We start from the raw sequence: 25,261 nt of genomic DNA, 5'->3' as shown, positions 1-25,261 counted from the left end.
CTGGGGTGTGGGCGGTGGCCTTGCCGGCCTCTTCGCGGGCGCGCCCGCTCCCACAGGTAGCGCACAGGCCTTGAGGGCAGTGAAAGACCTGTGGGAGCGGGCATGCCCGCGAAGGGGCCAGAACGGCGAGTAGAGAAGGGGCAGGAGGAACCTCCCGCCCGGGTGTATCAGTTATCGCTGGTAACGTTGCTCTTGCGCCGCGGGATGCCCAGGCGCTGGCGGCGTTCCCACAGGCACTTGCGGCTGACGCCGAGCTTGCGGGCCAGTTCGGTCTCGGTCATGTGGTCCTGGTGTTCAAGCACGAAGTGCTGGAAGTAGTCCTCCAGCGACAGGTCCTCGGTCGGCTCGTGGCTGGCATTGGCAGCACTGGCTGCCACCAGGGCATTGTTGAGGATTTCGTCCTCTTCCAGGTCGCCCAGCTCGATGTCGATGCCCAGCAGTTCGGCAGAAATTTCTGCGCTCTCGCTGAGGATTACCGCACGCTCCACAGCGTTTTCCAGCTCACGCACGTTACCTGGCCAGCTGTAGTGACGGATTGCCTGCTCGGCTTCAGCCGAGAAGTGCAGGTCGTCGCGGCCGATGCGCGCGCTCTGGCGGGCGAGGAAGGCACTGGCGATTTCGTTGACGTCGCTGCCGCGCTCGCGCAGGGCGGGCAGTTTCAGGGCGATGACGTGCAGGCGATAGTAAAGGTCTTCACGGAACTGGCCGGCCTTGGCCAGGTTCTTCAGGTCGCGGTGGGTTGCGGCGATCAGGCGCACATCGACCTTTTGCGACTGCACCGAGCCCACCCGGCGAATCTCGCCTTCCTGCAGCACGCGCAGCAGGCGAGCCTGCGCTTCCAGTGGCAGTTCGCCAATTTCGTCGAGGAACAGTGTGCCGCCGTCGGCAGCTTCTACCAGGCCCGCACGCCCGGCGCTGGCACCGGTGAAAGCGCCTTTCTCGTGACCGAACAATTCGGACTCGATCAGTGTCTCGGGGATGGCTGCGCAGTTCACCGAGATCATCGGTGCCTTGGCCCGGCGCGACAGGTTGTGCAGGGCACGGGCTACCAGCTCTTTACCGGTGCCCGACTCACCCTGGATCAGCACGTTGGAATCAGTGGGCGCGACCTTGCGGATCTTGCTGTACATGTCCTGCATCGGCGGGCACGAGCCGATGATGCCGATTTCGCCATTGGCGGCCGCGGCGCTGCCTTTGTCGGCAGGGGCCGCCTTGCCATTGCTGGCGCGTGGCTCGGCAGCCGGTGCGGCGGCGGGAGCGTTCTGCCGGTCGCGCAGGATACGCGCCACGGCCTGCAGCATCTCGTCGTGGTCGAAGGGCTTGGCGATGTAGTCCACCGCGCCCATTTTCATCGAGTCCACCGCCGAGCGCAGGCTGGCGTAACTGGTCATGATCAGCACCGGGGTACCCTGGCCGAGCTTGATCAGCTCGGTGCCGGGTGCGCCTGGCAGGCGCAGGTCGCTGACGATGAGGTCGAAGGTGGCAATGCTGAAGCGTTCCTGTGCTTCCTGCACCGAGCCGGCTTCGCTGACCTGGTACTGGTTCCGCTCAAGCAGACGGCGCAAGGCCGAGCGGATGATGGTTTCGTCTTCGACGATCAGAATGTGCGGCATTGATTCAATTCTCTCGACGGTCTCGAATTTCAGGGGACGTCGCTACGACATGCCGGGGCAGGGTCACGCGGATCCGGGTGCCACGTTGCCGTTCGATATCGGCCGGGCTGTCGATGGTGATTTGCCCATAATGCTCTTCCACGATGGAATAGACCAGAGCGAGCCCCAGTCCGGTTCCTTCGCCCGGGTCCTTGGTGGTGAAGAAGGGTTCGAACAGGCGGTCCATGATGTTCTTCGGTATACCGCTGCCCTCGTCCTCGACGATAAGGTCGACGGTGTGCTCGCTCACTTCGCTGCGCACACGCACGGCGCTCCCGGCTGGCGAGGCGTCACGGGCGTTGGAGAGCAGGTTGATCAGCACCTGGGCCAGGCGTTGCGGATCCCCCTCGGCCCAGTGGTCCGGGTCGCAGAGGTTGAAGAACTGTACTTCGAAATTGCGCCGGTTCAACGCCAGCAGACCGATGGCGTCCTGCGCCACTTCGGCCAGGCACACCGGCTCCTCGCTGTTCTGGTGGCTGCCGCCGGCATGGGCGAAGCTCATCAGCGACTGGACGATGCGCGACACGCGTTTGGTCTGTTCGAGGATCTGGCTGGACAGCTCGATGATCTCGCCATCGCCTTCGCGTTCCTCGCGCAGGTTTTGCGCCAGGCAGGCGATACCGGTGATCGGGTTGCCGATTTCGTGGGCCACGCCGGCGGCCAGGCGGCCGATGCTGGCCAGGCGTTCGGAATGCACCAGCTTGTCTTCCAGGGCCTGGGTTTCGGTGAGGTCTTCCACCAGCAAAACCAGGCCGCTGTTACCGGGTGCCAGCGGCTCGTCGATGGCCGCCTTGTGCAGGTTCAGCCAGCGCGGCTGGCCGTCCAGCGCCAGGCGTTGCTTGTGCAGGTGCTCGTCCGGCACGTTGATGAAACCTTGCAGCAAGCCGCGCCAGGGCTCGCCGATGGTCACCAGGCGCGAGCCGACCACGTGCTTGGCGGCGATGCCGGTCAGCTCTTCCATGGCCTTGTTCCACATCAGGATTTCCTGGTCCTTGGCCAGCGAGCACACGCCCATGGGCAGTTCTTGCAGGGTCTGGCGGTGGTAGCGGCGCAGGGCATCGAGCTCGGCCGCCAGGCCGGTCAGGCGCGAGTGGTAGTCTTCCAGGCGGCTTTCGATGAAGTGGATGTCTTCGGTCACGTAGTTTTCGTTACCGGACTTGTACGGCAGGAAGGTCTCGACCATGTCCTGGGCCACGCTCGGCCCCATCAGGCCGGACAGGTTGGCCTCGATGCGGTCACGCAGGCGGCGCAGGGCGTAGGGGCGGCGTTCGTCGAACGGCAGGTACAGGTCACGCAGGGCCTGCTCCACCTCCTTTTGTGCGGCCTTGGCGCCCAGTGGTTTGGCCAGCTGGGTAGCAAACTCCTGCGGCGAGGCGGCGTGCAGCTCGCGGCGCTGCGGGCGGCGTACGTTATCCACCGCGCAGGCCTCGGCTGCGCTGACTTCTTCGTTGCTGGCGTTGGTGAACAGCGAGATCAGGGTAAACAGCAGCACGTTGGCCGCCAACGAAGCAATGGCCGCCATGTGCCAGCTGGTGTCGTCCAGCACATAGATCATGTCCAGCAGCGGGATGTAGAAACCCTGCAGGTTGCCCAGCAGCGGCAGCAGCATGGTCACCATCCACACCAGGGTGCCGGCCAGCAGCCCGGCGATGAAGCCGCGGCGGTTGGCGGTGGGCCAGTACAGCACCGACAGCACGCCGGGCAGGAACTGCAGGGTGGCGACGAAGGCGACGATGCCCAGGTTGGCCAGGCTCTGGTGGTTGTTCTGGGTCAGGTAGAACATGAAGCCGGCGGTAATGATGGCGACGATCAGCGCCCGGCGGGTCCACTTCAGCCAGCGGTAGATGTTGCCCTCGGCCGGGGGCTGGTAAAGCGGTAGTACCAAGTGGTTGAGGGCCATGCCCGAGAGTGCCAGGGTGGTGACGATGATCAGGCCGCTGGCGGCCGACAGCCCGCCGACGTAGGCCAGCAGTGCCAGTGCCTCGTTGTTGGCGGCAATCCCCAGGCCCAGGGTGAAGTACTCGGGGTTGGTACTGGCGCCCAGGCGCAGGCCGGCCCACAGCACCAGCGGCACGGCCAGGCTCATCAGCAGCAGGAACAGCGGCAGGCCCCAGCTGGCGCTGACCAGCGAGCGCGGGTTGAGGTTTTCGGTGAAGGCCATGTGGTACATGTGCGGCATGACGATGGCCGATGCGAAGAACACCAGCAGCAGGGTGCGCCATGGGCCCTCCTGCAGCGGGGTGTGCAAGGCGGCGAGGGCGGTCTGGTTCTGCAGCAGCCAGACTTCCAGCCCGTGCGGGCCGCCGAACACGCCATACAAGGCGTAGAGGCCGATGCCGCCGAGCGCCAGGAGCTTGATCACCGACTCGAAGGCGATGGCGAACACCAACCCCTCATGCTTCTCCCGCGTGGCGATGTGCCGCGAGCCGAAGAAGATGGTGAACAGGATGATCAGCGTACAGAAGGCGAAGGCCACCCGGGCCTTGACCGGCTCGCCAGTCAGGATACTGATCGAGTCGGCGACTGCCTGGATCTGCAGGGCCAGCAAAGGCAGCACGCCGATCAGCATGATGATGGTGGTCAACGCGCCGGCCCAGGTGCTGCGGAAACGGAATGCCAGCAGGTCGGCCAGCGATGACAACTGGTAGGTGCGAGTGATCTTGAGGATCGGGTAAAGCAGCACCGGCGCCAGCAGGAATGCGCCGGACACCCCCAGGTAACAGGCCAGGAACCCGTAACCATACTGGTAGGCCAGGCCCACCGAACCATAGAAGGCCCAGGCACTGGCGTACACGCCCAGCGACAGGGTGTAGGTGAGCGGGTGACGAATGATCGAACGCGGGATCAACCCCCGCTCGCTGATCCAGGCCACGCCGAACAGCACCATGAGGTACCCGGCGCTGATCAGGATCATCTGGGTCAGGCTAAAGCTCATCGGCATCTCGTTGGCTCTGCAGGATAAAGGTGACGACGATCAGGATCAGCCAGAGCAGGTAGGGGCGGTACCAGGCTCCGGTCGGCTCGATCCACCAGTCCATGATGGCCGGGGAGAACAAGTAGATCCCCACGACCAGAAGCAGGACCAAACGATAGATGTACATGCTGGCCTCGATGGTTGGGCGCTGCGGGCTTGGACTTATTATTGGCGCAAATGGCGGGGGGGATGCTAGCGGGAATCCACAGTGTTCGCCAAGGGTTTGAATTTGTTGGGCTTTTGATTTTGAGAGGTGTGTTGCTTGTACTGGCCTCTTCGCGGGCTCGCCCGCTCCCACAGGATCTCCACTCCCTTCGGCCCTGTGGTGTCCCTGTGGGAGCGGGCATGCCCGCGAAAGGGCCGGGCCTGCCTCAGCGCAAATCAGCCTCTGGCACCGTCGTCCTCTGCGCAATTGCTTCCGGCCGCCACTGCGTGCGGGCCACCGCCAGCACTTCGGCTGGTGTTGCCAGCAGCAGCTCCGGGTCAGCCTCCTGCCCCAGCGCGCGCAAGGCCCGCAGCAACAGCGGCGTAGCATGTTCTGCCTGCAATGGCGGCGAGCGGTACGACTTGCCCAGCTTGTGCCCATCCGGTTGCACGATCAGCGGTATATGCAGGTAATGCGGTTGCGAGAAGCCCAGCAGCTCTTGCAGGTACAGCTGGCGCGGGGTGTTGTCGAGCAGGTCGGCACCGCGCACGATGTCGGTAACACCTTGCCAGGCATCGTCCAGCACCACCGCCAGCTGGTAGGCATACAGCCCATCGCGGCGCTGGATGACGAAGTCGCCTACCTCGCGGCCCAGGTGTTGCTGGTAATCACCCTGCACCCGATCGGTAAAGCGGTAGATCAGCTCTGGCACGCGCAAGCGGATCGCCGCACCTTCACGGGCATGCCCGGCGTTGCGGCACAGGCCTGGGTAGATGCCGTTGTAACCTTCCAGCTGCTTGCGCGAGCAGGTACAGGCATAGGCCAGGCCCATGTTGAACAAACGGTCGACTACCGCAGCGTAGGCGTCGTGCCGCTGGCTCTGGAACACGACTTCACCATCCCACTCCAGCCCGTATCGCTCCAGGGTCTGCAGGATCGCATCACGGGCACCGGGCATTTCCCGGGGAGGGTCGGTGTCTTCCATGCGCAGCAGCCAGCGGCCGTTGACAGCGCGGGCATCGAGCCAGGAGGCGAGGGCAGCTACCAGCGAGCCGAAGTGCAGGAAGCCGCTGGGAGTAGGGGCGAAGCGCCCGATGTAGCGGGAGTCGGTCATGGTCAGGCAGGGCATATAAATGAAACGGGGCGCTTGAAGCGCCCCATCTGGATAGGAAGGCGATCAGGCCTTGCCGACCGTTTTTTCCTTTTTCTCTGCCAGTTCCTTGCAATCGAAGCACAGGTCCGCAGTTGGGCGGGCTTCCAGGCGGCGAAGACCAATCTCGATGCCGCAGGATTCGCACCAGCCGTACTCTTCGTCCTGGATATTCTGCAGGGTCTTGTCGATTTTCTTGATCAGCTTGCGCTCGCGGTCGCGGTTGCGCAGCTCAAGAGCAAATTCTTCTTCCTGGCTGGCACGGTCGGCCGGGTCCGGGAAGTTCGCAGCTTCATCCTTCATGTGGTCTACGGTGCGATCCACACTCTGCATGAGCTCGCTTTTCCAGGCATTGAGAAGCTTGATGAAGTGCTTCTTCATGGGCTCACCCATGTACTCTTCGCCCTTGGTCTCTTTATAGGGCTCGACACCGTACATGGTTTGACCGGTTTTTTGCTTTTCTACGGTGGACATGAATAGACCGCCTCTCACTCATCTGATCCAATGCGCAGGCTGCTCCATCTCCGGCGACCGCCGGCCCTGCGACTGCGAGCCGCCGAACTTACCAGATAGATCGGGGGTGCGCTACCCCGCCCGATCCTGCTTATTGACACCGACGTGAGCCGCACGTTCGGTGGCGTGCAGAGGTAGAATCTCCAGTTTAGACCCAATTGAGAGAAGGTCATGGCCCACCCCTACAGTGCGCGCAGCCGCGCCATCGAACCCTTCCACGTCATGGCACTGCTGGCCCGGGCCAACGAGCTGCAGGTGGCCGGGCACGACGTGATTCACCTCGAAATCGGCGAGCCAGACTTCACCACGGCGGCGCCCATCATTGCTGCCGGCCAGGCCGCGCTGGCTGCCGGTCACACCCGTTACACCGCTGCACGCGGGCTGCCAGCACTGCGCGAGGCCATTGCCGGTTTTTACCGTCAGCGCTATGGCCTGGGTATCGACCCGGAGCGCATTCTCATTACCCCGGGTGGCTCCGGCGCGCTGCTGCTGACCAGCAGCCTGCTGGTTGACCCGGGCAAGCACTGGCTGCTGGCCGACCCGGGCTACCCGTGCAACCGGCACTTCCTGCGCCTGGTCGAGGGCGGGGCGCAGCTGGTGCCGGTGGGCCCGGAGGTGAACTACCAGCTGACCGCCGATCTGGTTGAACGGTACTGGGACCAAGACACCGTCGGCGCCCTGGTCGCATCGCCGGCCAACCCGACCGGTACTGTTCTGGGGCGAGAAGAGTTGGCCAGCCTTGCCAGCGCCACCCATGAGCGACACGGCCACCTGGTGGTGGATGAGATCTACCATGGCCTCACGTATGGCATGGACGCGCCAAGCGTGCTGGAAGTCGACGACTCGGCCTTCGTGTTGAATAGTTTTTCCAAATATTTCGGCATGACAGGTTGGCGCCTCGGCTGGTTGGTGGCACCCCCTGGCGCAGTGGCTGACCTGGAAAAGCTGGCGCAAAACCTGTACATCAGCGCGCCCAGCATGGCCCAGCATGCCGCGCTGGCGTGTTTCCAACCCGAAACCCTGGCCATTTTCGAAGAGCGCCGCGCCGAGTTTGCCCGTCGCCGCGACTACCTGTTGCCCGCCCTGCGTGAACTGGGCTTCCGCATTGCCGTGGAGCCGCAAGGGGCGTTCTACCTGTATGCCGACATCAGCGCCTTTGGCGGTGACGCGTTCGCCTTCTGCCGACACTTCCTGGAAACCGAGCACCTGGCCTTCACGCCGGGGCTGGACTTTGGCCGTCACCTGGCCGGGCACCATGTGCGCTTTGCCTACACCCAGAGCCTGCCGCGCCTGGAAGAAGCGGTACAGCGAATTGCCCGTGGCCTGCGGAGCTGGCAAGGCTGATGCAATTCTATCCCCCACTTGAACAGGCCCGCCTGCTGCGCCGCTACAAACGGTTTCTGGCGGATATCGAACTGCCCGGCGGCGAACAGTTGACCATCCACTGCCCGAACACCGGCTCCATGCTCAACTGCATGCGTGAAGGCGGGCAGGTGTGGTTCAGCCGCTCCAACGATCCCAAGCGCAAGCTGCCGGGCACCTGGGAGATCAGCGAGACCCCGCAGGGTCGGCTGGCCTGTGTGAATACCGGGCGGGCCAATGCATTGGTTGAAGAGGCGCTGCGGGCCGGTGTCATTGCCGAACTGGCCGGTTTCACCGCGCTCAGGCGCGAAGTGGCCTACGGCGAGGAAGGCAGCCGGATCGACTTTCGCCTGGAGTTTGACGGGGTACCGGCCTATGTCGAGGTCAAAAGCGTGACCCTGGGCTACCCCGACAGCCTTGTCGCGGCCTTTCCCGATGCAGTAACCCAACGTGGCGCAAAGCACCTGCGCGAGCTGGCCAAACTGGCCCGGCAGGGCATACGGGCGGTGCAGCTGTATTGTGTGAACCTGACCGGTGTCGACGCCGTGCGCCCGGCCGAGGAAATCGACGCAGGCTACGCCCAGGCCCTGCGTGCTGCGGTGGCGGATGGCGTGGAGGTGCTGGCATACGGCGCCCGGCTGGATGCACAAGGCATCGTGATTGATCGACGTCTGCCTGTGTTGCTCACGCCGTGAGCCAGATGCCTTGGCTGTCTTCGCGACAGCCCAGGGCTTGCAGTTGTTCACCTTCGCAGGGCCCCGACACGCACTCGCCATTTTCAATCAGGAACAGCGCGCCATGGTGGGCGCAATGGATGAGGCTGGCGCTGTCATCGAGAAACGCATCTGGCGCCCAGTTCAGCCCGATGCCGCGGTGCGGGCAACGGTTGCGGTAGAGGAACACCTGGCCCTGGCGGCGCACGCCGAACAGTTCGACGCCGTCTACGCTGAAGGCGCGGCTTTGGCCTTCGGCCAGGCCGTGTGAGGTACAAAGGAAGTGCATGGCAAGGATGGCTCATGAAACAGATAGTGGCTTGACGCGTCAATGCGAATAATTATCAAATTGCCCGCATTCGCTGCGCCCGACCATCTATGGTGCGCAGTTCTGCCGCCCGCCACAAGGCGTGCGGTCCGCCTTCAGAAGGAACCCGATGATGCGCCGTCCTGTCGCCTTGCTCGCCCTGTGCGCAAGCCTTGTGCTCTCTACCCAGGCCCTGGCGGCCGAGCTGCCGCAGCGCTGGGTCAGCGCCGGCGGCGCGCTTAGTGAGTGGATAACCGCCTTGGGCGGTGAAGCGCGGCTTGTTGGCGTGGATACCACCAGCCAGCACCCGGCATCGTTGAAATCACTGCCTAGCGTGGGCTACCAGCGGCAGTTGTCGGCTGAAGGCATCCTTAGCCTGCGCCCTGATGTACTGGTGGGAACCGAGGAAATGGGCCCGCCGCCGGTGCTGGCGCAAATTCGCAAGGCGGGTGTACGGGTCGAGTTGTTCTCCAGCAAGGCCGAACTGGCGGCGGTGGATGAAAACCTCAAGCAGCTGGGGCAGTTGCTTGGCGCAGAGCAGCAAGCTTCGGCGTTGGCGGCGGGTTACCACCAGCAGATCGAGGCCTTGCAGGCCAAGGTCAAGCAGGCTCAGGCCGGGCAAAAAGCCCCTGGGGTGTTGCTGCTGGTTGGGCATGCCGGGGCCAAGCCGTTGATCGCGGGGCAGGGCACTGCAGGTGACTGGCTGCTGGGGCAGGCAGGTGGGCACAACCTGGCAGAGCATCAGGGCTACAAGAACTTCTCCAATGAAGCCTTGGCGGCGCTGGACCCGGATGTGATCGTGTTTTCGGACCGGGCGCTGGCCGATGAGCAGGCCTTGCAGGCGCTGCTGAAAGAAAACCCCGCACTGGCGGCGTCCCGCGCCGTGCGTGAGAAACGCCTGGTATCGCTTGACCCGACGCTGTTGGTCGGCGGGCTTGGGCCACGCTTGCCGGTGACGTTGGCGTCGCTGGCAGCCAGCTTCTACCCGGCAGCCAAGGCCAGCTTCGCGCAATGAAGCAGCGGGTCCAGCCACGTACGTTGTTCATTTGCCTGAGCCTGTTATGCCTGTTGGCGGTGTGGTTGTCGTTGGCGCTGGGGCCGGTCAGCCTGCCGCTGTTCGATGCCCTGCGTGCCGGCCTGCGCCTGCTGGGGCTGCCGATTGCGGCTGACGGCCTGCAGCAGGCCGAGATGATCCTGGGCCAGATTCGCCTGCCGCGGACCCTGCTGGGGTTGGCAGTGGGCGCGGTGCTGGCGCTGTCCGGGGTGGCCATGCAGGGGCTGTTCCGCAACCCGCTGGCCGACCCAGGGCTGGTGGGGGTTGCCGCCGGGGCAGCCGTGGGGGCGGCGGTTGCCATTGTCGGTGGTGCCTGGTTTGGCGGCATGCCGGATGCTTTCGCGCCCTATCTGCTGTCGTTCTGCGCGTTTGCCGGGGGGCTTGGGGTCACTGCGCTGGTCTACCGCCTGGGGCGGCGCGATGGCCAGACCAATGTGGCGACGATGCTGTTGGCAGGGGTAGCCATGACCGCGCTGGGTGGTGCGGCCGTGGGGCTGTTCTCTTACCTTGCCGACGATGCCACCCTGCGCACCCTGACCTTCTGGAACCTTGGCAGCCTGAATGGCGCCAGCTATGAGCGGCTATGGCCTTTGTTGCTGGTAGCTGCAGGCGTGGCGGTGTGGTTGCCACGCCGGGCCAAGGCGCTGAATGCCCTGTTGCTGGGTGAGTCGGAGGCGCGTCACCTGGGTGTCGATGTGGAGCGGCTCAAGCGCGAGCTGGTGTTCTGCACGGCACTGGGCGTGGGGGCGGCAGTGGCTGCTGCGGGGCTGATCGGTTTCATCGGCCTGGTGGTGCCGCACCTGGTGCGCTTGCTGGCCGGGCCAGATCATCGTGTGGTGCTACCCGCATCGTTACTGGCGGGGGGCGTGCTGATGCTGTTCGCCGACCTGGCGGCGCGGCTGCTGCTGGCGCCTGCCGAGTTGCCGATTGGTATTGTCACGGCCTTTATCGGTGCGCCGTTCTTTCTGTTCCTGCTGATACGAGGGCGCAGCTGATGTTGCAAGTGGAAGGCCTGCACCTGCGGCGGGGAAGCAATGAGGTGCTGCACGACATTCACTTGCAGCTGAACCCTGGGCAGGTGGTAGGTGTGCTGGGCCCCAACGGTGCTGGCAAGAGCAGCCTGCTGAGCGTGTTGTGTGGCGAGCTGGCGCCCGACCGTGGGCGGGTGACGCTACAGGGGCGGCCCTTGACCGATTGGCCTGGACAGGAGCGGGCCAAGCGCCTGGCGGTACTGCCACAGGTGTCCAGCCTGGGTTTCTCATTCCGGGTCGAGGAAGTGGTGGGCATGGGGCGCATGCCTCATGGCACCGGGCAGCGGCGCGATGCGGAAATTGTCGAAGCAGCGTTGCAGGCGGCGGATGCCTGGCACCTGGTGGAGCGCAGTTACCTGGCGTTGTCCGGTGGCGAGCGACAGCGGGTGCACCTGGCCCGCGTGCTGGCGCAGCTATGGCCTGGCGAGGAGGGTTGTACGCTGCTGCTCGACGAGCCGACCTCGATGCTCGACCCACTGCACCAGCACACTACCCTGGAATCGGTGCGCCGCTTCGCTGACCGTGGCGCCGCAGTGCTGGTGATTCTGCATGACCTGAATCTGGCAGCGCGCTACTGTGATCGAATCCTTTTGCTGGAACAGGGCCGCTGCCATGCGTTTGCCTCGCCTGAGGCCGTGCTGACGCCGGCGGCATTGAAGGCGGTATACGGGATTGACGTGCTGGTGCAGGCGCACCCGGAGCGTGGGCATCCGCTGATCATCGCCCGCTGAGATGCATGTTGCGGGGTACTTGTGGGAGCAACTGTCTTGCTCAATCTCTAAAAGCTGGCGCGAATCCATGTGGGAGCGGGCGTGCCCGCGAAGCAGGCAACGCGGTGGATGGCACCGGCTTTGCCGGTGTTCGCGGGCACGCCCGCTCCCACAGGTACTGCACTGGTTTCGGGTTCACTTTGAACCTGGGGGAGCGGTGCAGGCCAGGCAAATGTGTGAATGACATGGAGGTACTGCCAATGCGTCATCCGCTGCTTTTCGGTTTCTCGCTGTGCCTGCTGCTGGCGCTGGGTGGCTGCCAGGCCAGCCTGCCACCGCTGCCCCCCTGGCAGAGCAGTGAGGGGCGCACGCATGCCGAGTTGGGGCACATTATCGACTTAGCCAGCGGGCAGGTGATCAGCCCTGAGCAGCTCGTGCAGCGCCTGGCAGGCGCGCCCCGTGTACTGGTGGGCGAAAAGCACGACAACCCGGACCATCATGCGCTGCAACTTTGGCTGCTGCGCGCTTTGCAGGCGCAGCGTGCGCAAGGCAGCCTGTTGCTGGAAATGCTCCAGCCCGAGCAGCAACCGCTGGTCGACAAGGTCGAGGGGCAGCCCGTGCCGGCAGACTTGCCCAAGGCGCTGGCCTGGCAGGAGGGTTGGGATTGGCAGTTGTACGGGCCGACCGTGCGTGAAGCCTTGCAGCAGCGAGTACCCCTGTTGGCGGCCAACCTGTCGCCTGGCGAGATGCGCCAGGCCTATCGGCAGCCAGCTTCGTTAAAGGGCGACAAGTCCAATGCACCGGCGGTAAAGGCTGCCTTGCTGCAGCAGGTACGCGCCGGGCATTGCGGCATGCTGCCTGAAAGCCAGTTACCGGCGATGCTGGCCGTGCAGCAACAGCGCGACCGGCGCATGGCCGAGCGCTTGCTGGCAGCACCGCAGCCGGCGTTACTGTTTGCCGGGGCTTATCACGCGCGCAAGGACCTGGGCGTGCCGTTGCATCTGGCTGACCTGGGCGCATCGGGGGAGAGCAAGGTGCTGCTGCTTGCCGAGGTGGGCGAGCAGGTTGAGCCAGACGAGGCTGATTACGTGTGGTACACGGCGGCGATGCCGGAGCAGGATTACTGTGCGCAACTGCGACAGTAGCGTTACTTGCACTGGCCCTTCGCCGGCAAGCCAGCTCCCACAGGTACAGCGCCATCATTGAGTTTGGTGGTACCCCTGTGGGAGCCGGCTTGCCGGCGATAGGGCCAGGCCTTGCAGTGCAAAACCTACAGGCAAAAAAAGACCCGGCAAAATGCCGGGTCAATAACCGTGATTAGCCTGATGAGGAGATAATCTGAGAGTCCGAACCAGGGGCTCTTAGTTTATCCAACCAGTCTCGCGACCAGTTGTGATAATCATAACAATTCTCATTTAGCCGTCAATCCCTTTTCCACGATTATTTTGGATTTTTTTGCGCAGGGCTTTTTGCGTCGAGTTGCTGGTTGAGCGCTTCTTTGCGTTCGAGCGGTAAATCGTTCCAGTGCATGTCCAGCAGGGCGCCTTCAATGGCATACAACAGCACCTTGGATGCGCGAAAGCCTCGGGTCTTCACGGCCTGGTAGGCACCCACTGCACCCAGGCGCCGCAGGTCCGATGCACTGTGGATGCCGGCAGCATGCAGCCACTGCGCAGAGGTCTTGCCAAGGTTCTTCAGGTGCTGCAATTCATCGTTCATCTAGCCTCCTTGCGATGGCTGAACGGGTCTTGGGTATAAATCGCGAGCAGGTCAGAGAGGAGTGTAGCGGGGGTTGGGAAATGCGCGGCCTTTTGCCATCGGGGGTGACGAGTTGTGCTGATGAGGCATGTGTCCGCCTCTTCGCGGGTGAACCCGCTCCCACAAGGTCCGGTGCAAGCCTCAAGGCTGGCGTATTACCTGTGGGAGCGGCTTTAGCCGCGAAGAGGGCGGCGCTGGAAAGCGGCGAACTTACAGCCCAGGCAGGCGCTGGCGAATCTGCTCGATCACCTGGTCCATGCTGCCGGCGGTCTGCGTATCGACCTGGGTGCTTTGCACCCGCTCCTGCGCATCCAGCGGCTCACGGCTGGCCTGTTGGGCCTTGACCACTTCCAGTGTGGCATCTGACGGGTCGCTGTTCTCTGCCTGGCGCTGTTCCAGCCAGCTTGCAATCACCGCATCCGGTGCATGGCAATCAAGGATCAGGAACGGCACCCCGGTCTGGCTGGCAACCTCTGCCGCAGCCTGGCGCTGCTCACGTTTCAGGTAGGTGGCATCAAGCACCACCGGGAAGCCGGCACGCAGCACCGTAGCCGCCACTTCGTGCAGGCGCTGGTAGGTTGCTGCATTGGCGTTCTGGTCGTAGATGCCGCTGCTCAGCTGGCCGGCTTCAGCCTGCGGCTGTTCGCCGAACAGGCGCTTGCGCTCGACATCGGAGCGCACGCGAATGGCGCCCAGGGCCTCCACCAGGCGCATCGCTACATGGCTCTTGCCCACTGCCGAAACGCCATGGGTGATGGCCAGCAGGCGCGAAGGAATGGCGCTGTAGCTTTCTGCCAGGTTGGCGTAGTTGCGGTAGGTGCGCAGGGTGGTGGCCCGTTGTACGCCATCGGCGTTGGCCGGCATGCTGAACAGCGCGACCTTGGCCCGTACCAGGGCGCGATAGGCCTTGTAGAAGTTGAGCACTTCCAGGCCTTCATAATCCCCGGTCAGCTCCAGGTACTGGCTGATGAAGCGCCGTGCCAGGCACTTGAGGCCGCGATCTTCCAGGTCCATGGCGAGGAAGCCGGTGTCGGCCCACACATCTGTCTTGCGGAACGGTTCGTTGAACTCGATGCAGTCGAAGATCACCACCTGGCCATTGATCAGGGTAGCGTTGCCCAGGTGGATGTCGCCATGGCACTCGCGGGTGAAGCCATTGGCCTTGCGCGAGGCAAACAGGCCTTGCAGCCGCTCGAAGCTGCTCCGTGCCCAGGCCTGCAGGTTGTCCAGTTGCTGCAGGTCTGCCTTGTCGCTGAGGAATGGGCGGATCTGCTCGAAGTTCTGCTCGACCGGGGCCATGACGCTTTCAGGCGAACCGTAGGGCTGCTCGGCCGGTACCTTGGGGGTCTGCAGGTGGAACTCGGCGATTTGCCGGGCCATCTGGTCGATGTGCGCGGCATTCAGTTCGCCGTTGGCCTGCAGGGTGCTGAGCATCTGCCCCTGGGGGAACTGGCGCATTTTCAGCGCGTATTCGATGGCCTCGCCTTCGCCACCGATCTGCGGCGCATCGACGCTACCGGTAACCGGCAGTACTTCCAGGTACAGGTCGTCGGTCATGCGCTGGTTCAGGCGCAACTCTTCGTTACAGAAATGCTGGCGCTGGTCCAGGCTGGTGAAGTCGAGGAAGCCGAAGTTCATCGGTTTCTTGATCTTGTAGGCGTACTCGCCGGTGAGCAGTACCCAGGAGATATGCGTCTCGATGAGCTGGAACCCATCCACGGGGTGAGGGTAGAGGGCTGGGTTCTGCAACGCAGTGATAAGGGCTTGGCTCACGGGAAATCCATCCGGGGCAGGGAATTCGAGTGCGCCATTATGGTCAATGGTGCCGTCCCTGCCTACCGCCGGGCCGTCTGCCCAGCCTTTATAAAGTGCGTATAATCCGCCGCCATGACCCGAACCCGAAATCCCCGTACCCCTCAGAAACGCCCGACCGGCCGCTCCCGCGCCTGGCTGGGCTGGGCTTTGAAGCTCAGCCTGGTAGGCCTGGTGATCGTTGCCGGCTTCGCGGTTTACCTCGATGCCGTTGTCCAGGAGAAGTTCTCCGGCAAGCGCTGGACCATCCCTGCCAAGGTGTATGCCCGGCCGCTGGAGCTGTTCACCGGCCAGAAACTGAGCAAGAACGACTTCCTCACCGAGCTCGATGCGCTCGGTTACCGGCGTGAAAGCGCGGCCAACGGGCCGGGTGCGGCGGCGATCAACGGTAATACCGTCGACCTGAACACCCGAGGTTTCCAGTTCTATGAGGGCATGGAGCCGGCGCAATTCGTGCGCGTGCGTTTCTCGGGTGATTACGTGGCGGGCCTTGCCGGCGCCAACGGCAAGGCACTCGACGTGGTGCGCCTGGAACCGCTGATGATCGGCGGTATCTACCCGAAAAACCTCGAGGACCGCATCCTGATCAAGATCGACCAGGTACCCAAGTACCTGCTCGAAACCCTGGTGGCGACTGAAGACCGCGATTTCTACAGCCACCATGGTGTGTCGCCCAAGTCCATCGCCCGGGCAATGTGGGTCAACACTTCGTCCGGTTCGATGCGCCAGGGCGGCAGTACCCTGACCCAGCAGTTGGTGAAGAACTTCTACCTCAGCAGCGAACGCAGCCTCAGCCGCAAGCTGACCGAGGCGATGATGGCCATGCTGCTTGAGTTGCACTACGACAAACGTGAAATTCTTGAGGCCTACCTCAATGAGGTGTTTGTAGGCCAGGATGGCCAGCGTGCCGTACATGGGTTTGGCCTGGCTAGCCAGTTCTTCTTCAGCCAGCCGCTGTCCGAGCTGAAGCTGCACCAGATCGCCTTGCTGGTGGGCATGGTCAAAGGGCCGTCCTACTACAACCCGCGACGTTACCCTGATCGCGCCCTGGCACGCCGCAACCTGGTACTCGACCTGGTGGCCGAGCAGGGCGTGGCCAGCCAGGCAGAAGTCGATGCCGCGAAGAAGATGCCGCTGGGCGTCACCAAGCGTGGCAGCCTGGCCGACAGCTCGTTCCCGGCCTTCCTCGACCTGGTCAAGCGTCAGCTGCGCCAGGACTACCGCGACGAGGACTTGACCGAAGAAGGCCTGCGCATCTTCACCAGCTTCGACCCGATCCTGCAGATGAAGGCCGAAACCTCGATGAGCGAGACCTTCAAGCGCCTGGCCGGGCGCAAGGGCGCTGACGAGGTGGAATCGGCAATGGTCGTGACCAACCCGGAAACTGGCGAAGTGCAGGCGCTCATCGGCAGCCGCCAGGCCGGTTTTGCCGGCTTCAACCGGGCCATCGACGCTGTGCGGCCGATTGGCTCGCTGGTCAAGCCTTCGGTGTACCTGACCGCGCTGGAGCAGCCGAGCAAGTACACCCTGACCAGCTGGGTGCAGGACGAGCCGTTCTCGGTCAAAGGGGCCGACGGCCAGGTCTGGCGCCCGCAAAACTACGACCGTCGCCCGCATGGCACCATCTACCTGTACCAGGGCCTGGCCAACTCGTACAACTTGTCGACCGCCAAGCTCGGCCTGGAAGTGGGTGTGCCCAATGTGATCAAGACCATTGGTCGACTGGGGGTCAATGTCGACTGGCCAGCTTTCCCGGCCATGTTGCTGGGTGCCGGTGGCATGTCGCCGATGCAGGTCGCCACCATGTACCAGACCATCGCCAACGGCGGTTTCAACACGCCGATGCGCGGTATTCGCAGCGTGCTCACCGCCGAGGGCGAGCCGCTCAAGCGCTACCCGTTCCAGATCCAGCAAACCTTCGACCCGGGCGCCATCTACCTGGTGCAGAACGCCATGCAACGGGTAATGCGTGAAGGTACCGGGCGCTCGGTGTACAACACTCTGCCGCGCTCGCTGACCCTGGCCGGCAAGACCGGTACCAGCAACGACTCGCGCGACAGCTGGTTCTCCGGTTTCAGCCAGGACCTGCTGGCCGTGGTGTGGATGGGCCGTGACGATAACGGCAAAACGCCATTTACCGGTGCCACCGGGGCCTTGCAGGTATGGACCAGCTTCATGAAGAAGGCCGACCCGCTACCGCTGGACATGCCGCAACCTGACAACGTGGTCCAGGCCTGGATCGACCCCTACACTGGCCATGGGTCTGATGGCAGCTGTCCGGGAGCGGTGCAGATGCCGTATATTCGCGGCAGTGAACCGCCCGCCGGCGCGACCTGTGGCGGCGAGCAGGATCCAGCTGAATCGGTCATGGACTGGGTCAAGGGCTGGATGAATTAAGCACAGGCTGCATTGATGAGGTGTGACGTGAACAAGTGGCTGTTTCCTGCCGTGACGGCGTTGGCTGTGCTCCAGGGGTGCTCCAGCGTACCGCGTGGCAATATTCCGGTGGTCGATTCGAGCACCCGCGTTTCCAACAGCGAGCGTGTGCAAACCCGTGCCCCGGTGGCAGGCATCAACAACGGGACCGCGCAGGCGCAGTCCCTGCCAGAAGACTCCGGCGTCACCGTGATGATTCCGCAGGGCGCTGGGGCATCAGGCATCCAGACGTTCCCGGCGGCCAATGGTACAGCCCCCATCAGTACGTCGCCAATTACCCCAGGGCCGATTACCACCGGCCCGGTCACTTCGGGGCCGATGACTACAAACCCCAACCCGATCGCCGACGAACCGTTCGATATCGCGTCGATGAACAGTGCGCCGCAAAGCACCAGCGCGCCGACCGGTATTCCGCGCAGCAGCGCCAGTGGCCTGTCGGCCGACGAGCAACTGGACGGGCCGGTGCTGGCACTGTTGACCACCGCGCAGACCCAACAGGGCAGTGGTGACTTCAATGGCGCCGCTTCGAGCCTGGAGCGTGCCCAGCGCATTGCCCCGCGCGAGCCACAAGTGCTGTATCGCCTGGCCCAGGTGCGCCTGTCGCAAGGTGACCCGGCGCAGGCCGAGCAGCTGGCGCGTCGTGCCCTGACCTACGCCAATGGCCGCCCAAGCCTGCAGGCCGAGCTGTGGAATACCATTGCCCAGGCCCGAGAAAAGCAGGGTGACAGCGCGGGCGCAGCGTTGGCCCGGCAAAAGGCACGGGTCAATTCGTGATGATCGAACCACGCATTCTGGATATCGCCGACCACCTGCTGCTGATCGAACGTGAGCTGCAGGTGCAAGGCTGGTGGGATGACGAGCCACCCAGCGACGAAGCGCTGGCCAGCACAGTGCCGTTCGCGGTCGATAGCCTCAGTTTCGAGCAGTGGCTGCAATGGATCTTCCTGCCACGCATGAAGATCATCATCGAGCTGGGCCATCCGCTGCCCAATGCCTCCAGCATCCTGGTCATGGCCGAAACCGTGTTTACCGACCGGCCGGAGCAAAGTCGCGAGCTGCGCCGGCTGTTGGCAGCTTTTGACCAATTGATCGCTCCTTCCGCCTGATTTCTTCAGTTTTTCCTTCAAGGGCCGCAGATTGTGGCCCTTTTTTATGGAAATCTTATTTTTTCTGCTGCTGAAGCGATTTTTAGTGGTGGCAGGAATTCATCTTGGGGAAAAATTGGCAATAATTTTTCTTGACTTGTGGGCGCCGAATCACAAGAATCCAACTTCCGCTGTAGAGGGACTGCCAGAAGCAGACCCGCTAAGCAGATCATGAGGTGCACACCCGCGCCGACCTGTTACACCCCGCAACGCGTTACCTCGCGCTGGGTGGGAAAACCCCGCAACACTCTGGGGCGCTCCCAATACTTGCTCAGTCAGTGCTGACGTTTTCGCTCATGCTCTGCTTGGCAGTAAACCTATTAAGACCCGTCCACTAGGGACGGTATTCTGGCGTTTTAGAGGTGAACAACGTGGAGCTTTTATCTGGCGCTGAGATGGTCGTCCGCTTCTTGCGTGACGAAGGCGTTAAGCACATCTACGGGTACCCTGGTGGTGCTCTCCTGCATGTTTACGACGCCCTGTTCAAAGAACCGGAAGTGGAACACATCCTGGTTCGTCACGAGCAGGCGGCAACCCATATGGCGGACGGCTACGCCCGCGCCACCGGCAAGGCCGGTGTGGTGCTGGTAACCTCCGGCCCGGGCGCGACCAATGCCATTACCGGCATTGCCACCGCCTATATGGATTCGATTCCGATGGTCATCCTGTCCGGCCAGGTGCCTAGCACCATGGTGGGTACCGATGCCTTCCAGGAAACCGACATGATCGGTATCTCGCGGCCGATCGTGAAGCACAGCTTCATGATCAAGAACCCGACCGAGATCCCGGAAGTTCTGAAAAAAGCATTCTACCTGGCGCAATCCGGTCGCCCAGGTCCGGTCGTGGTCGACATTCCAAAAGACATGACCAACCCGGCTGAGAAGTTCGAATACGTCTACCCGAAAAAGGTCAAGCTGCGCTCCTACAGCCCGGCGGTCCGTGGCCACTCCGGCCAGATCCGCAAAGCTGCCGAGATGCTGCTGGCAGCCAAGCGCCCGATCGTCTACGCCGGTGGTGGCGTGATCCTCGGCGGTGGCTCCGAAGCCCTGACCGAAATTGCCAAGTCGCTGAACCTGCCTGTCACCAACACCCTGATGGGTCTGGGCGGCTTCCCGGGGACCGACCCGCAGTTCCTCGGCATGCTCGGCATGCACGGCAGCTACACCGCCAACATGGCCATGCATAATGCCGACGTGATCTTCGCCGTCGGTGCGCGTTTCGATGACCGCGTGGTCAATGGCCCGGCCAAGTTCTGCCCGAACGCCAAGATCATTCATGTCGACATCGACCCGGCGTCGATTTCCAAGATGATCAAGGCTGATGTGCCGATCGTAGGCCCGGTCGACAGCGTGCTCAACGAAATGCTCGGCATCCTCAAGGAAATCGGCGAGCAGCCTGACAAGGTTGCGCTGGATGCCTGGTGGAAGCAGATCAACGAATGGCGTGGCGATGGCGAGTTGTTCCCTTACGACAAGGGCGACGGCAATGTCATCAAGCCGCAGAAAGTCATCGAGACCCTGTGCGAAGTGACCAATGGCGATGCCTTCGTCACCTCCGACGTGGGCCAGCACCAGATGTTCGCGGCGCAGTACTACCGCTTCAACAAGCCGAACCGCTGGATCAACTCCGGTGGCCTGGGCACCATGGGCTTCGGCTTCCCGGCGGCGATGGGCGTCAAGCTCAACTTCCCGGACCAGGACGTAGCCTGCGTGACCGGCGAAGGCAGCATCCAGATGAACATCCAGGAGCTGTCCACCTGCATGCAGTACGGCCTGCCGGTGAAGATCGTCAACCTGAACAACGGTGTGTTGGGCATGGTCCGCCAGTGGCAGGACATGGCCTACAACGGTCGTCACTCGCATTCGTACGTCGAGTCGCTGCCTGACTTCATCAAGCTGGCCGAGGCCTATGGTCATGTGGGTATCCGCATCACCAGCCTGAAGGACCTCAAGCCGAAGCTGGAAGAAGCGTTTGCGATGAAGGACCGCCTGGTGTTCATCGACATCGCGGTTGACCGCAGTGAGCACGTCTATCCGATGCAGATCAAGGATGGCTCGATGCGTGACATGTGGCTGAGCAAGACGGAGCGTACCTGATATGCGGCACATCATTTCCCTGCTGCTGGAAAACGAACCAGGTGCTTTGTCCCGCGTGGTCGGCCTGTTCTCCCAGCGCAACTACAACATTGAAAGCCTGACCGTGGCGCCGACCGAAGACCCGACCCTGTCGCGTCTGACGCTGACCACCGTTGGCCATGACGAAGTGATCGAACAGATCACCAAGAACCTGAACAAGCTGGTCGAAGTGGTCAAGCTTGTCGACCTGTCGGAAAGCGCTCATATCGAGCGTGAACTGATGCTGGTCAAGGTCAAGGCCACCGGTGCCCAGCGCGCCGAGATCAAGCGCACCACGGATATCTTCCGTGGCCAGATCGTCGACGTGACCGCCAGCGTGTACACCGTACAACTGAGCGGTACCAGCGACAAACTGGACAGCTTCATCCAGGCAATCGGCACTGCATCGATTCTCGAAACCGTGCGCAGCGGCGTTACCGGCATTGCCCGTGGCGACAAAGTGCTCAGCATCTAAATTCAAAAATTAGCGATGGCTCCGCAGGGGCCGAGATATAACCAGGGGTATTTTCATGAAAGTTTTCTACGATAAAGACTGCGACCTTTCCATCATCCAGGGCAAGAAAGTCGCCATCATCGGTTACGGCTCCCAAGGCCACGCCCAGGCGTGCAACCTGAAAGACTCCGGTGTAGACGTTACCGTCGGTCTGCGTAAAGGTTCGGCTACCGTTGCCAAGGCTGAAGCCCACGGCCTGAAAGTTGCTGACGTTGCTACCGCTGTCGCTGCGGCTGACCTGGTCATGATCCTGACCCCGGACGAGTTCCAGGGCGCTCTGTACAAGAACGAAATCGAGCCGAACATCAAGAAAGGCGCTACCCTGGCCTTCTCCCACGGTTTCTCGATCCACTACAACCAGGTTGTTCCGCGTGCCGACCTCGACGTGATCATGATCGCGCCGAAGGCCCCGGGCCACACCGTACGTTCCGAGTTCGTCAAAGGCGGCGGTATCCCTGACCTGATCGCTATCTACCAGGACGCCTCGGGCAACGCCAAGAACGTCGCCCTGTCCTACGCTTCGGGCGTTGGCGGCGGCCGTACCGGTATCATCGAAACCACCTTCAAGGACGAGACCGAAACCGACCTGTTCGGTGAGCAAGCCGTTCTGTGCGGCGGTACCGTCGAACTGGTCAAAGCCGGTTTCGAAACCCTGGTCGAAGCTGGCTACGCGCCAGAAATGGCCTACTTCGAGTGCTTGCACGAACTGAAGCTGATCGTTGACCTCATGTACGAAGGCGGCATCGCCAACATGAACTACTCGATCTCCAACAACGCCGAGTACGGTGAGTACGTTACCGGTCCGGAAGTCATCAACGAAGAATCCCGCAAGGCCATGCGCAACGCCCTGAAGCGCATCCAGGACGGCGAGTACGCGAAGATGTTCATCTCCGAAGGTGCTACCAACTACCCATCGATGACTGCCAAGCGCCGCAACAACGCCGCTCACGGCATCGAAATCATCGGCGAGCAACTGCGCTCGATGATGCCGTGGATCTCGGCTAACAAAATCGTCGACAAGACCAAGAACTAAGTCTTATCGATAGATGAAAAACGCGGCTTCGGCCGCGTTTTTTCGTTCTGGCAGTCAGCTTCTGGTATAAAGCAGACCAGTGGCCTGCTGTCAGAACCTGTTTCGCGGGCCCGTGTCGAACATTTTCCATCCTGTTGCAAGGTACCCTCCATGAGCGAACGTCCCGAAGAGCCGAACAAGCCCTCCGACGCCGAAAGCCTGCTACCTGTCGATGAGCACGTTGAAGAAGGGCATGACGCCGAAGGGCGCAAAGTGCGCCACCGCGGTATTTACCTGCTTCCCAACCTGTTCACCACCGCCAACCTGTTTGCCGGCTTTTATTCCATCATCAGCTCGATGAGCGCACAGAGCGCCCTGAGTGCCGGTGACCCGCGCGAGGCGAGCAAGTACTTTGCCTTTGCCGCCATCGCCATCTTCGTGGCCATGGTGCTCGACGGCCTGGACGGCCGCGTGGCGCGCATGACCAATACCCAGAGTGCCTTCGGTGCAGAGTACGACTCGCTGTCGGACATGGTCGCTTTCGGCGTGGCCCCGGCCTTGCTGGCCTTCGGTTGGGCGCTGGGTGACATGGGCAAGGTCGGCTGGATGGTCGCCTTCATCTATGTAGCCGGTGCAGCGCTGCGCCTGGCCCGCTTCAATACCCAGGTTGGCACTGCCGACAAGCGCTATTTCATCGGCCTGGCCAGCCCGGCTGCTGCCGGTGTGGTGGCGGGTACCGTGTGGGCGTTCAGCGACTACGGTATCCAGGGCTCCAAGTTGTCGTTCCTGGTGGCGTTGCTGGTGGCTGCCGCCGGCATGCTGATGGTCAGCAACATCAAGTACAACAGCTTCAAGGAGCTGGACCTGAAGGGCCGCGTGCCGTTCGTTGCCATCCTGGCGGTAGTGCTGGTGTTTGCCGTGGTGTTCAGCGACCCGCCGCGCATCCTGCTGCTGATCTTCCTCGCCTATGCTGCCTCGGGGCCGATCCAGTTCCTGCTCAAGGCGCGCCGGCGCAAAGCGTGAAAATCGCTTAATGCTGGAATAACCTTCCGGCTCCATAGTCTTACTGGTACATCTGTTACCCAGTGCTATGGAGCCGCCCATGCTCATCAAGCTACCCAGGTCTTCCGAGTGCAAGGCATCGGAGATCACGCCCGAAGGCATCTACCTTTCCCGTCGTACCCTGTTGGGTGGCTCGCTGGCCGGTCTGGCCCTGGGCGCATTGCCAGGTATTGGGCAGGCGGCCGAAGCCAGCCGTTATGCCGATGTCGAGGCGGGCAAGGCGCCTGGCTGGTTCAGCGAGAAGCTTGCGGCCACGCAATGGCAGGCAGTCACTGTAAAGGGTGAGGCAATCACCCCGTTCAAGGATGCTACCCACTACAACAACTTCTATGAGTTCGGGCCCGACAAGGGCGACCCGGCGGCCAATGGCGACAGCCTGCAGACCGAGCCGTGGTCGATCGTGGTGGATGGTGAAGTCGGCAAGCCTGGGCGCTATGCGCTGGAAGACTTCGTCAAACCCTACCAGCTTGAAGAGCGCATCTACCGGTTGCGTTGCGTCGAGGCCTGGTCGATGGTCATTCCATGGCTGGGGTTCCCCTTGGCGCAAGTGCTCAAGCAGGTCGAGCCGACTTCGAAGGCGCGCTATGTACGTTTTGAGACATTGAAGGATCCCGAGCATATGCCGGGACAGCGCTCGGGGTTTGCTCTGATCGACTGGCCTTATAGAGAGGGCTTGCGTCTGGATGAGGCGATGCATCCTTTGGCCATTCTGGCCGTTGGCATGTATGGGCGGGAGCTGGCCAACCAGAATGGTGCGCCATTGCGGTTGGTGGTGCCGTGGAAGTATGGCTTCAAGAGCATCAAGTCGATCGTGCGTATCAGTCTGGTGGCAGAGCAGCCGGGTACTACCTGGGAAGGCCTGGCACCGGACGAGTATGGCTTTTATGCCAACGTGAACCCGGACGTCGATCACCCACGCTGGAGCCAGGCGCGCGAGCGGCGCTTGCCTAGCGGCTTGTTCAGCCCGAATGTGCGCGAGACACAGATGTTCAATGGCTATGCCGATGAAGTGGCGTCGCTGTATACCGGGCTCGACCTGCGGAAGAACTATTGATGCGCTATCCCTGGTTTCGCCTGGCGATCTTTGTGGTGGGGTGCCTGTTCCCCGCGTGGTGGTTGTATGAGGCGGCGATGAACCTGCTGGGCCCTGATCCCGGCAAGATCATGATGGATCGTCTGGGGCTTGGGGCGCTGACCTTTCTGCTGGTGACCCTGGGCATGACACCGTTGCAGAAGCTGACGGGCTGGTCGGGCTGGATTGTCGTGCGCCGGCAACTGGGGTTGTGGGTGTTTGCCTATATTGTGCTGCACATTCTGGCTTACCTGTTCTTTATCCTGGGGCTGGATTGGGGGCAGCTGGCGGTGGAGCTGCGCAAGCGGCCTTACATTATCGTTGGGGCGCTGGGGTTTGTTGGGTTGTTGGTGTTGGCGGTTACCTCGAACCGGTATAGCCAGCGGCGTCTTGGCGCACGGTGGAAGAGGTTGCACAAGCTGGTGTATGCCGTGCTTGGCCTGGGTTTGCTGCATTTCCTGTGGATCGTTCGCTCGGACCTGAGGGAGTGGGCGGTTTATGCCTTTATCGGTGTTGTGTTGATGGGGTTGAGGATTCCGGCGGTTTCGCGGGGGTTGCCCAGGTTGGTCAGGAGGTAGGGGAGGAGGAGTTGTGGTGCTGGTCTCGGGTTGGGCTATGGGCCTGTCTATAGATAGTGTTGGGTTTGAGGTGTCCGCCACAACATATGCAGCGCCTGTGAGATCGAGCGCCGCCCGCGCGGCGCTTCGCGGGACAAGCCCGCTCCC

General features: G+C 62.6%; 23 protein-coding genes. 15 read left to right on the top strand and 8 right to left on the bottom strand.

Features of this window, described 5'->3' with window-relative positions; all coding sequences use genetic code 11:
- Positions 1-167: 167 nt before the first annotated feature.
- From ACIQUI_RS27265 to dksA, 5 genes are all read right to left on the bottom strand, one after another.
- The gene (locus ACIQUI_RS27265) at positions 168-1,613 is read right to left on the bottom strand and encodes a sigma-54-dependent transcriptional regulator (protein ID WP_403203968.1); all 1,446 of its coding nucleotides are present in this window, start codon (positions 1,611-1,613) and stop codon (positions 168-170) included.
- A 4-nt stretch (positions 1,614-1,617) separates the two neighbouring features.
- On the bottom strand, positions 1,618-4,593 hold the full coding sequence (locus ACIQUI_RS27260) for an ATP-binding protein (RefSeq protein ID WP_391136900.1): 2,976 nt from the start codon (positions 4,591-4,593) through the stop codon (positions 1,618-1,620).
- Positions 4,577-4,753, bottom strand: coding sequence for a hypothetical protein (locus tag ACIQUI_RS27255; protein ID WP_003250005.1), 177 nt, complete (start codon positions 4,751-4,753; stop codon positions 4,577-4,579). The genes ACIQUI_RS27260 and ACIQUI_RS27255 overlap by 17 nt, the downstream gene beginning before the upstream one ends.
- A 244-nt stretch (positions 4,754-4,997) precedes the next feature.
- The gene (gene gluQRS, locus ACIQUI_RS27250; RefSeq protein ID WP_403203965.1) at positions 4,998-5,885 is read right to left on the bottom strand and encodes a tRNA glutamyl-Q(34) synthetase GluQRS; all 888 of its coding nucleotides are present in this window, start codon (positions 5,883-5,885) and stop codon (positions 4,998-5,000) included.
- 63 nt (positions 5,886-5,948) lie between these two features.
- Positions 5,949-6,395: an RNA polymerase-binding protein DksA gene (gene dksA / locus ACIQUI_RS27245; RefSeq protein ID WP_403203963.1), complete on the bottom strand. Its 447-nt coding sequence runs from the start codon at positions 6,393-6,395 to the stop codon at positions 5,949-5,951.
- A 210-nt stretch (positions 6,396-6,605) separates the two neighbouring features.
- On the opposite strand from dksA, the gene ACIQUI_RS27240 reads away from it, so the two are divergent.
- Positions 6,606-7,778, top strand: coding sequence for a pyridoxal phosphate-dependent aminotransferase (locus ACIQUI_RS27240; RefSeq protein WP_403203961.1), 1,173 nt, complete (start codon positions 6,606-6,608; stop codon positions 7,776-7,778).
- Complete coding sequence (gene sfsA / locus ACIQUI_RS27235) at positions 7,778-8,491, top strand: DNA/RNA nuclease SfsA (protein ID WP_403203959.1); 714 nt, start codon at positions 7,778-7,780, stop codon at positions 8,489-8,491. The genes ACIQUI_RS27240 and sfsA overlap by 1 nt, the downstream gene beginning before the upstream one ends.
- On the opposite strand, the gene ACIQUI_RS27230 is transcribed toward sfsA, so the two are convergent.
- The gene (locus ACIQUI_RS27230; RefSeq protein ID WP_403203957.1) at positions 8,481-8,798 is read right to left on the bottom strand and encodes a Rieske (2Fe-2S) protein; all 318 of its coding nucleotides are present in this window, start codon (positions 8,796-8,798) and stop codon (positions 8,481-8,483) included. The two genes, sfsA and ACIQUI_RS27230, sit on opposite strands and share 11 nt — an antisense overlap.
- A gap of 148 nt (positions 8,799-8,946) precedes the next feature.
- Here ACIQUI_RS27230 and ACIQUI_RS27225 point away from each other — a divergent pair, with 148 nt between their 5' ends.
- The 4 genes from ACIQUI_RS27225 (at position 8,947) to ACIQUI_RS27210 (ending at position 12,756) form a co-directional block, all read left to right on the top strand.
- A complete protein-coding gene (locus tag ACIQUI_RS27225; RefSeq protein WP_403203954.1) occupies positions 8,947-9,831 on the top strand; it encodes a hemin ABC transporter substrate-binding protein in 885 nt (294 codons plus the stop codon).
- A gap of 50 nt (positions 9,832-9,881) precedes the next feature.
- Positions 9,882-10,865 carry a FecCD family ABC transporter permease gene (locus ACIQUI_RS27220; RefSeq protein WP_403203990.1) on the top strand — a complete coding sequence of 328 codons (984 nt, stop codon included), beginning with the start codon at positions 9,882-9,884 and terminating at the stop codon, positions 10,863-10,865.
- Positions 10,865-11,632 carry a heme ABC transporter ATP-binding protein gene (locus tag ACIQUI_RS27215; protein WP_403203952.1) on the top strand — a complete coding sequence of 256 codons (768 nt, stop codon included), beginning with the start codon at positions 10,865-10,867 and terminating at the stop codon, positions 11,630-11,632. Before ACIQUI_RS27220 ends, ACIQUI_RS27215 begins: the two co-directional genes overlap by 1 nt.
- Before the next feature lie 239 nt (positions 11,633-11,871).
- Positions 11,872-12,756 (top strand): ChaN family lipoprotein, encoded by an 885-nt coding sequence (locus ACIQUI_RS27210; RefSeq protein ID WP_403203950.1) that lies wholly within the window; start codon positions 11,872-11,874, stop codon positions 12,754-12,756.
- A 295-nt stretch (positions 12,757-13,051) separates the two neighbouring features.
- Here the strand turns inward: ACIQUI_RS27210 and ACIQUI_RS27205 are convergent, their stop codons facing one another.
- Both ACIQUI_RS27205 and ACIQUI_RS27200 read right to left on the bottom strand, forming a co-directional pair.
- Entirely contained in the window at positions 13,052-13,330 is a 279-nt protein-coding gene (locus tag ACIQUI_RS27205; RefSeq protein ID WP_110746216.1) for a TfoX/Sxy family protein, read from the bottom strand.
- Positions 13,331-13,579: 249 nt separating this feature from the next.
- Positions 13,580-15,142, bottom strand: coding sequence for an AAA family ATPase (locus ACIQUI_RS27200; protein WP_403203948.1), 1,563 nt, complete (start codon positions 15,140-15,142; stop codon positions 13,580-13,582).
- Between the two features lie 114 nt (positions 15,143-15,256).
- Between ACIQUI_RS27200 and mrcB the strand changes: the two genes are divergently transcribed.
- The 9 genes from mrcB (at position 15,257) to msrQ (ending at position 25,114) form a co-directional block, all read left to right on the top strand.
- Positions 15,257-17,578, top strand: a complete 2,322-nt coding sequence (gene mrcB / locus ACIQUI_RS27195; protein WP_403203946.1) for a penicillin-binding protein 1B — start codon at positions 15,257-15,259, stop codon at positions 17,576-17,578.
- Between the two features lie 15 nt (positions 17,579-17,593).
- Positions 17,594-18,391, top strand: coding sequence for a tetratricopeptide repeat protein (locus tag ACIQUI_RS27190; protein WP_403203944.1), 798 nt, complete (start codon positions 17,594-17,596; stop codon positions 18,389-18,391).
- A complete protein-coding gene (locus ACIQUI_RS27185; RefSeq protein WP_403203942.1) occupies positions 18,391-18,723 on the top strand; it encodes a YqcC family protein in 333 nt (110 codons plus the stop codon). The genes ACIQUI_RS27190 and ACIQUI_RS27185 overlap by 1 nt, the downstream gene beginning before the upstream one ends.
- Before the next feature lie 410 nt (positions 18,724-19,133).
- Positions 19,134-20,858 (top strand): acetolactate synthase 3 large subunit, encoded by a 1,725-nt coding sequence (locus ACIQUI_RS27180; RefSeq protein WP_403203940.1) that lies wholly within the window; start codon positions 19,134-19,136, stop codon positions 20,856-20,858.
- A 1-nt stretch (position 20,859) separates the two neighbouring features.
- On the top strand, positions 20,860-21,351 hold the full coding sequence (gene ilvN / locus ACIQUI_RS27175) for an acetolactate synthase small subunit (protein ID WP_003250040.1): 492 nt from the start codon (positions 20,860-20,862) through the stop codon (positions 21,349-21,351).
- Between the two features lie 55 nt (positions 21,352-21,406).
- Positions 21,407-22,423 carry a ketol-acid reductoisomerase gene (ilvC, locus tag ACIQUI_RS27170; protein WP_003250043.1) on the top strand — a complete coding sequence of 339 codons (1,017 nt, stop codon included), beginning with the start codon at positions 21,407-21,409 and terminating at the stop codon, positions 22,421-22,423.
- Between the two features lie 150 nt (positions 22,424-22,573).
- Positions 22,574-23,425 carry a CDP-diacylglycerol--serine O-phosphatidyltransferase gene (pssA, locus tag ACIQUI_RS27165; protein WP_003250045.1) on the top strand — a complete coding sequence of 284 codons (852 nt, stop codon included), beginning with the start codon at positions 22,574-22,576 and terminating at the stop codon, positions 23,423-23,425.
- Between the two features lie 79 nt (positions 23,426-23,504).
- Complete coding sequence (gene msrP / locus ACIQUI_RS27160) at positions 23,505-24,518, top strand: protein-methionine-sulfoxide reductase catalytic subunit MsrP (protein WP_403203937.1); 1,014 nt, start codon at positions 23,505-23,507, stop codon at positions 24,516-24,518.
- The gene (gene msrQ, locus ACIQUI_RS27155) at positions 24,518-25,114 is read left to right on the top strand and encodes a protein-methionine-sulfoxide reductase heme-binding subunit MsrQ (protein WP_403203935.1); all 597 of its coding nucleotides are present in this window, start codon (positions 24,518-24,520) and stop codon (positions 25,112-25,114) included. The genes msrP and msrQ overlap by 1 nt, the downstream gene beginning before the upstream one ends.
- Positions 25,115-25,261: the final 147 nt, after the last annotated feature.

The organism is Pseudomonas sp. NPDC090592 (assembly GCF_044769185.1).
Lineage (GTDB): Bacteria > Pseudomonadota > Gammaproteobacteria > Pseudomonadales > Pseudomonadaceae > Aquipseudomonas.
This window is presented reverse-complemented; position numbering and strand designations above follow the sequence as displayed.

Excerpts from the sequence above, each read along its gene's own strand:
- ACIQUI_RS27265 (WP_403203968.1), bottom strand. The coding sequence starts at position 1,613 with ATGCCGCACATTCTGATCGTCGAAGACGAAACCATCATCCGCTCGGCC.
- ACIQUI_RS27260 (WP_391136900.1), bottom strand. The coding sequence starts at position 4,593 with ATGCCGATGAGCTTTAGCCTGACCCAGATGATCCTGATCAGCGCCGGG.
- ACIQUI_RS27255 (WP_003250005.1), bottom strand. The coding sequence starts at position 4,753 with ATGTACATCTATCGTTTGGTCCTGCTTCTGGTCGTGGGGATCTACTTG.
- gluQRS (WP_403203965.1), bottom strand. The coding sequence starts at position 5,885 with ATGACCGACTCCCGCTACATCGGGCGCTTCGCCCCTACTCCCAGCGGC.
- dksA (WP_403203963.1), bottom strand. The coding sequence starts at position 6,395 with ATGTCCACCGTAGAAAAGCAAAAAACCGGTCAAACCATGTACGGTGTC.
- ACIQUI_RS27240 (WP_403203961.1), top strand. The coding sequence starts at position 6,606 with ATGGCCCACCCCTACAGTGCGCGCAGCCGCGCCATCGAACCCTTCCAC.
- sfsA (WP_403203959.1), top strand. The coding sequence starts at position 7,778 with ATGCAATTCTATCCCCCACTTGAACAGGCCCGCCTGCTGCGCCGCTAC.
- ACIQUI_RS27230 (WP_403203957.1), bottom strand. The coding sequence starts at position 8,798 with ATGCACTTCCTTTGTACCTCACACGGCCTGGCCGAAGGCCAAAGCCGC.
- ACIQUI_RS27225 (WP_403203954.1), top strand. The coding sequence starts at position 8,947 with ATGATGCGCCGTCCTGTCGCCTTGCTCGCCCTGTGCGCAAGCCTTGTG.
- ACIQUI_RS27215 (WP_403203952.1), top strand. The coding sequence starts at position 10,865 with ATGTTGCAAGTGGAAGGCCTGCACCTGCGGCGGGGAAGCAATGAGGTG.
- ACIQUI_RS27210 (WP_403203950.1), top strand. The coding sequence starts at position 11,872 with ATGCGTCATCCGCTGCTTTTCGGTTTCTCGCTGTGCCTGCTGCTGGCG.
- ACIQUI_RS27205 (WP_110746216.1), bottom strand. The coding sequence starts at position 13,330 with ATGAACGATGAATTGCAGCACCTGAAGAACCTTGGCAAGACCTCTGCG.
- mrcB (WP_403203946.1), top strand. The coding sequence starts at position 15,257 with ATGACCCGAACCCGAAATCCCCGTACCCCTCAGAAACGCCCGACCGGC.
- ACIQUI_RS27190 (WP_403203944.1), top strand. The coding sequence starts at position 17,594 with ATGAGGTGTGACGTGAACAAGTGGCTGTTTCCTGCCGTGACGGCGTTG.
- ACIQUI_RS27185 (WP_403203942.1), top strand. The coding sequence starts at position 18,391 with ATGATCGAACCACGCATTCTGGATATCGCCGACCACCTGCTGCTGATC.
- ilvN (WP_003250040.1), top strand. The coding sequence starts at position 20,860 with ATGCGGCACATCATTTCCCTGCTGCTGGAAAACGAACCAGGTGCTTTG.
- ilvC (WP_003250043.1), top strand. The coding sequence starts at position 21,407 with ATGAAAGTTTTCTACGATAAAGACTGCGACCTTTCCATCATCCAGGGC.
- pssA (WP_003250045.1), top strand. The coding sequence starts at position 22,574 with ATGAGCGAACGTCCCGAAGAGCCGAACAAGCCCTCCGACGCCGAAAGC.
- msrP (WP_403203937.1), top strand. The coding sequence starts at position 23,505 with ATGCTCATCAAGCTACCCAGGTCTTCCGAGTGCAAGGCATCGGAGATC.
- msrQ (WP_403203935.1), top strand. The coding sequence starts at position 24,518 with ATGCGCTATCCCTGGTTTCGCCTGGCGATCTTTGTGGTGGGGTGCCTG.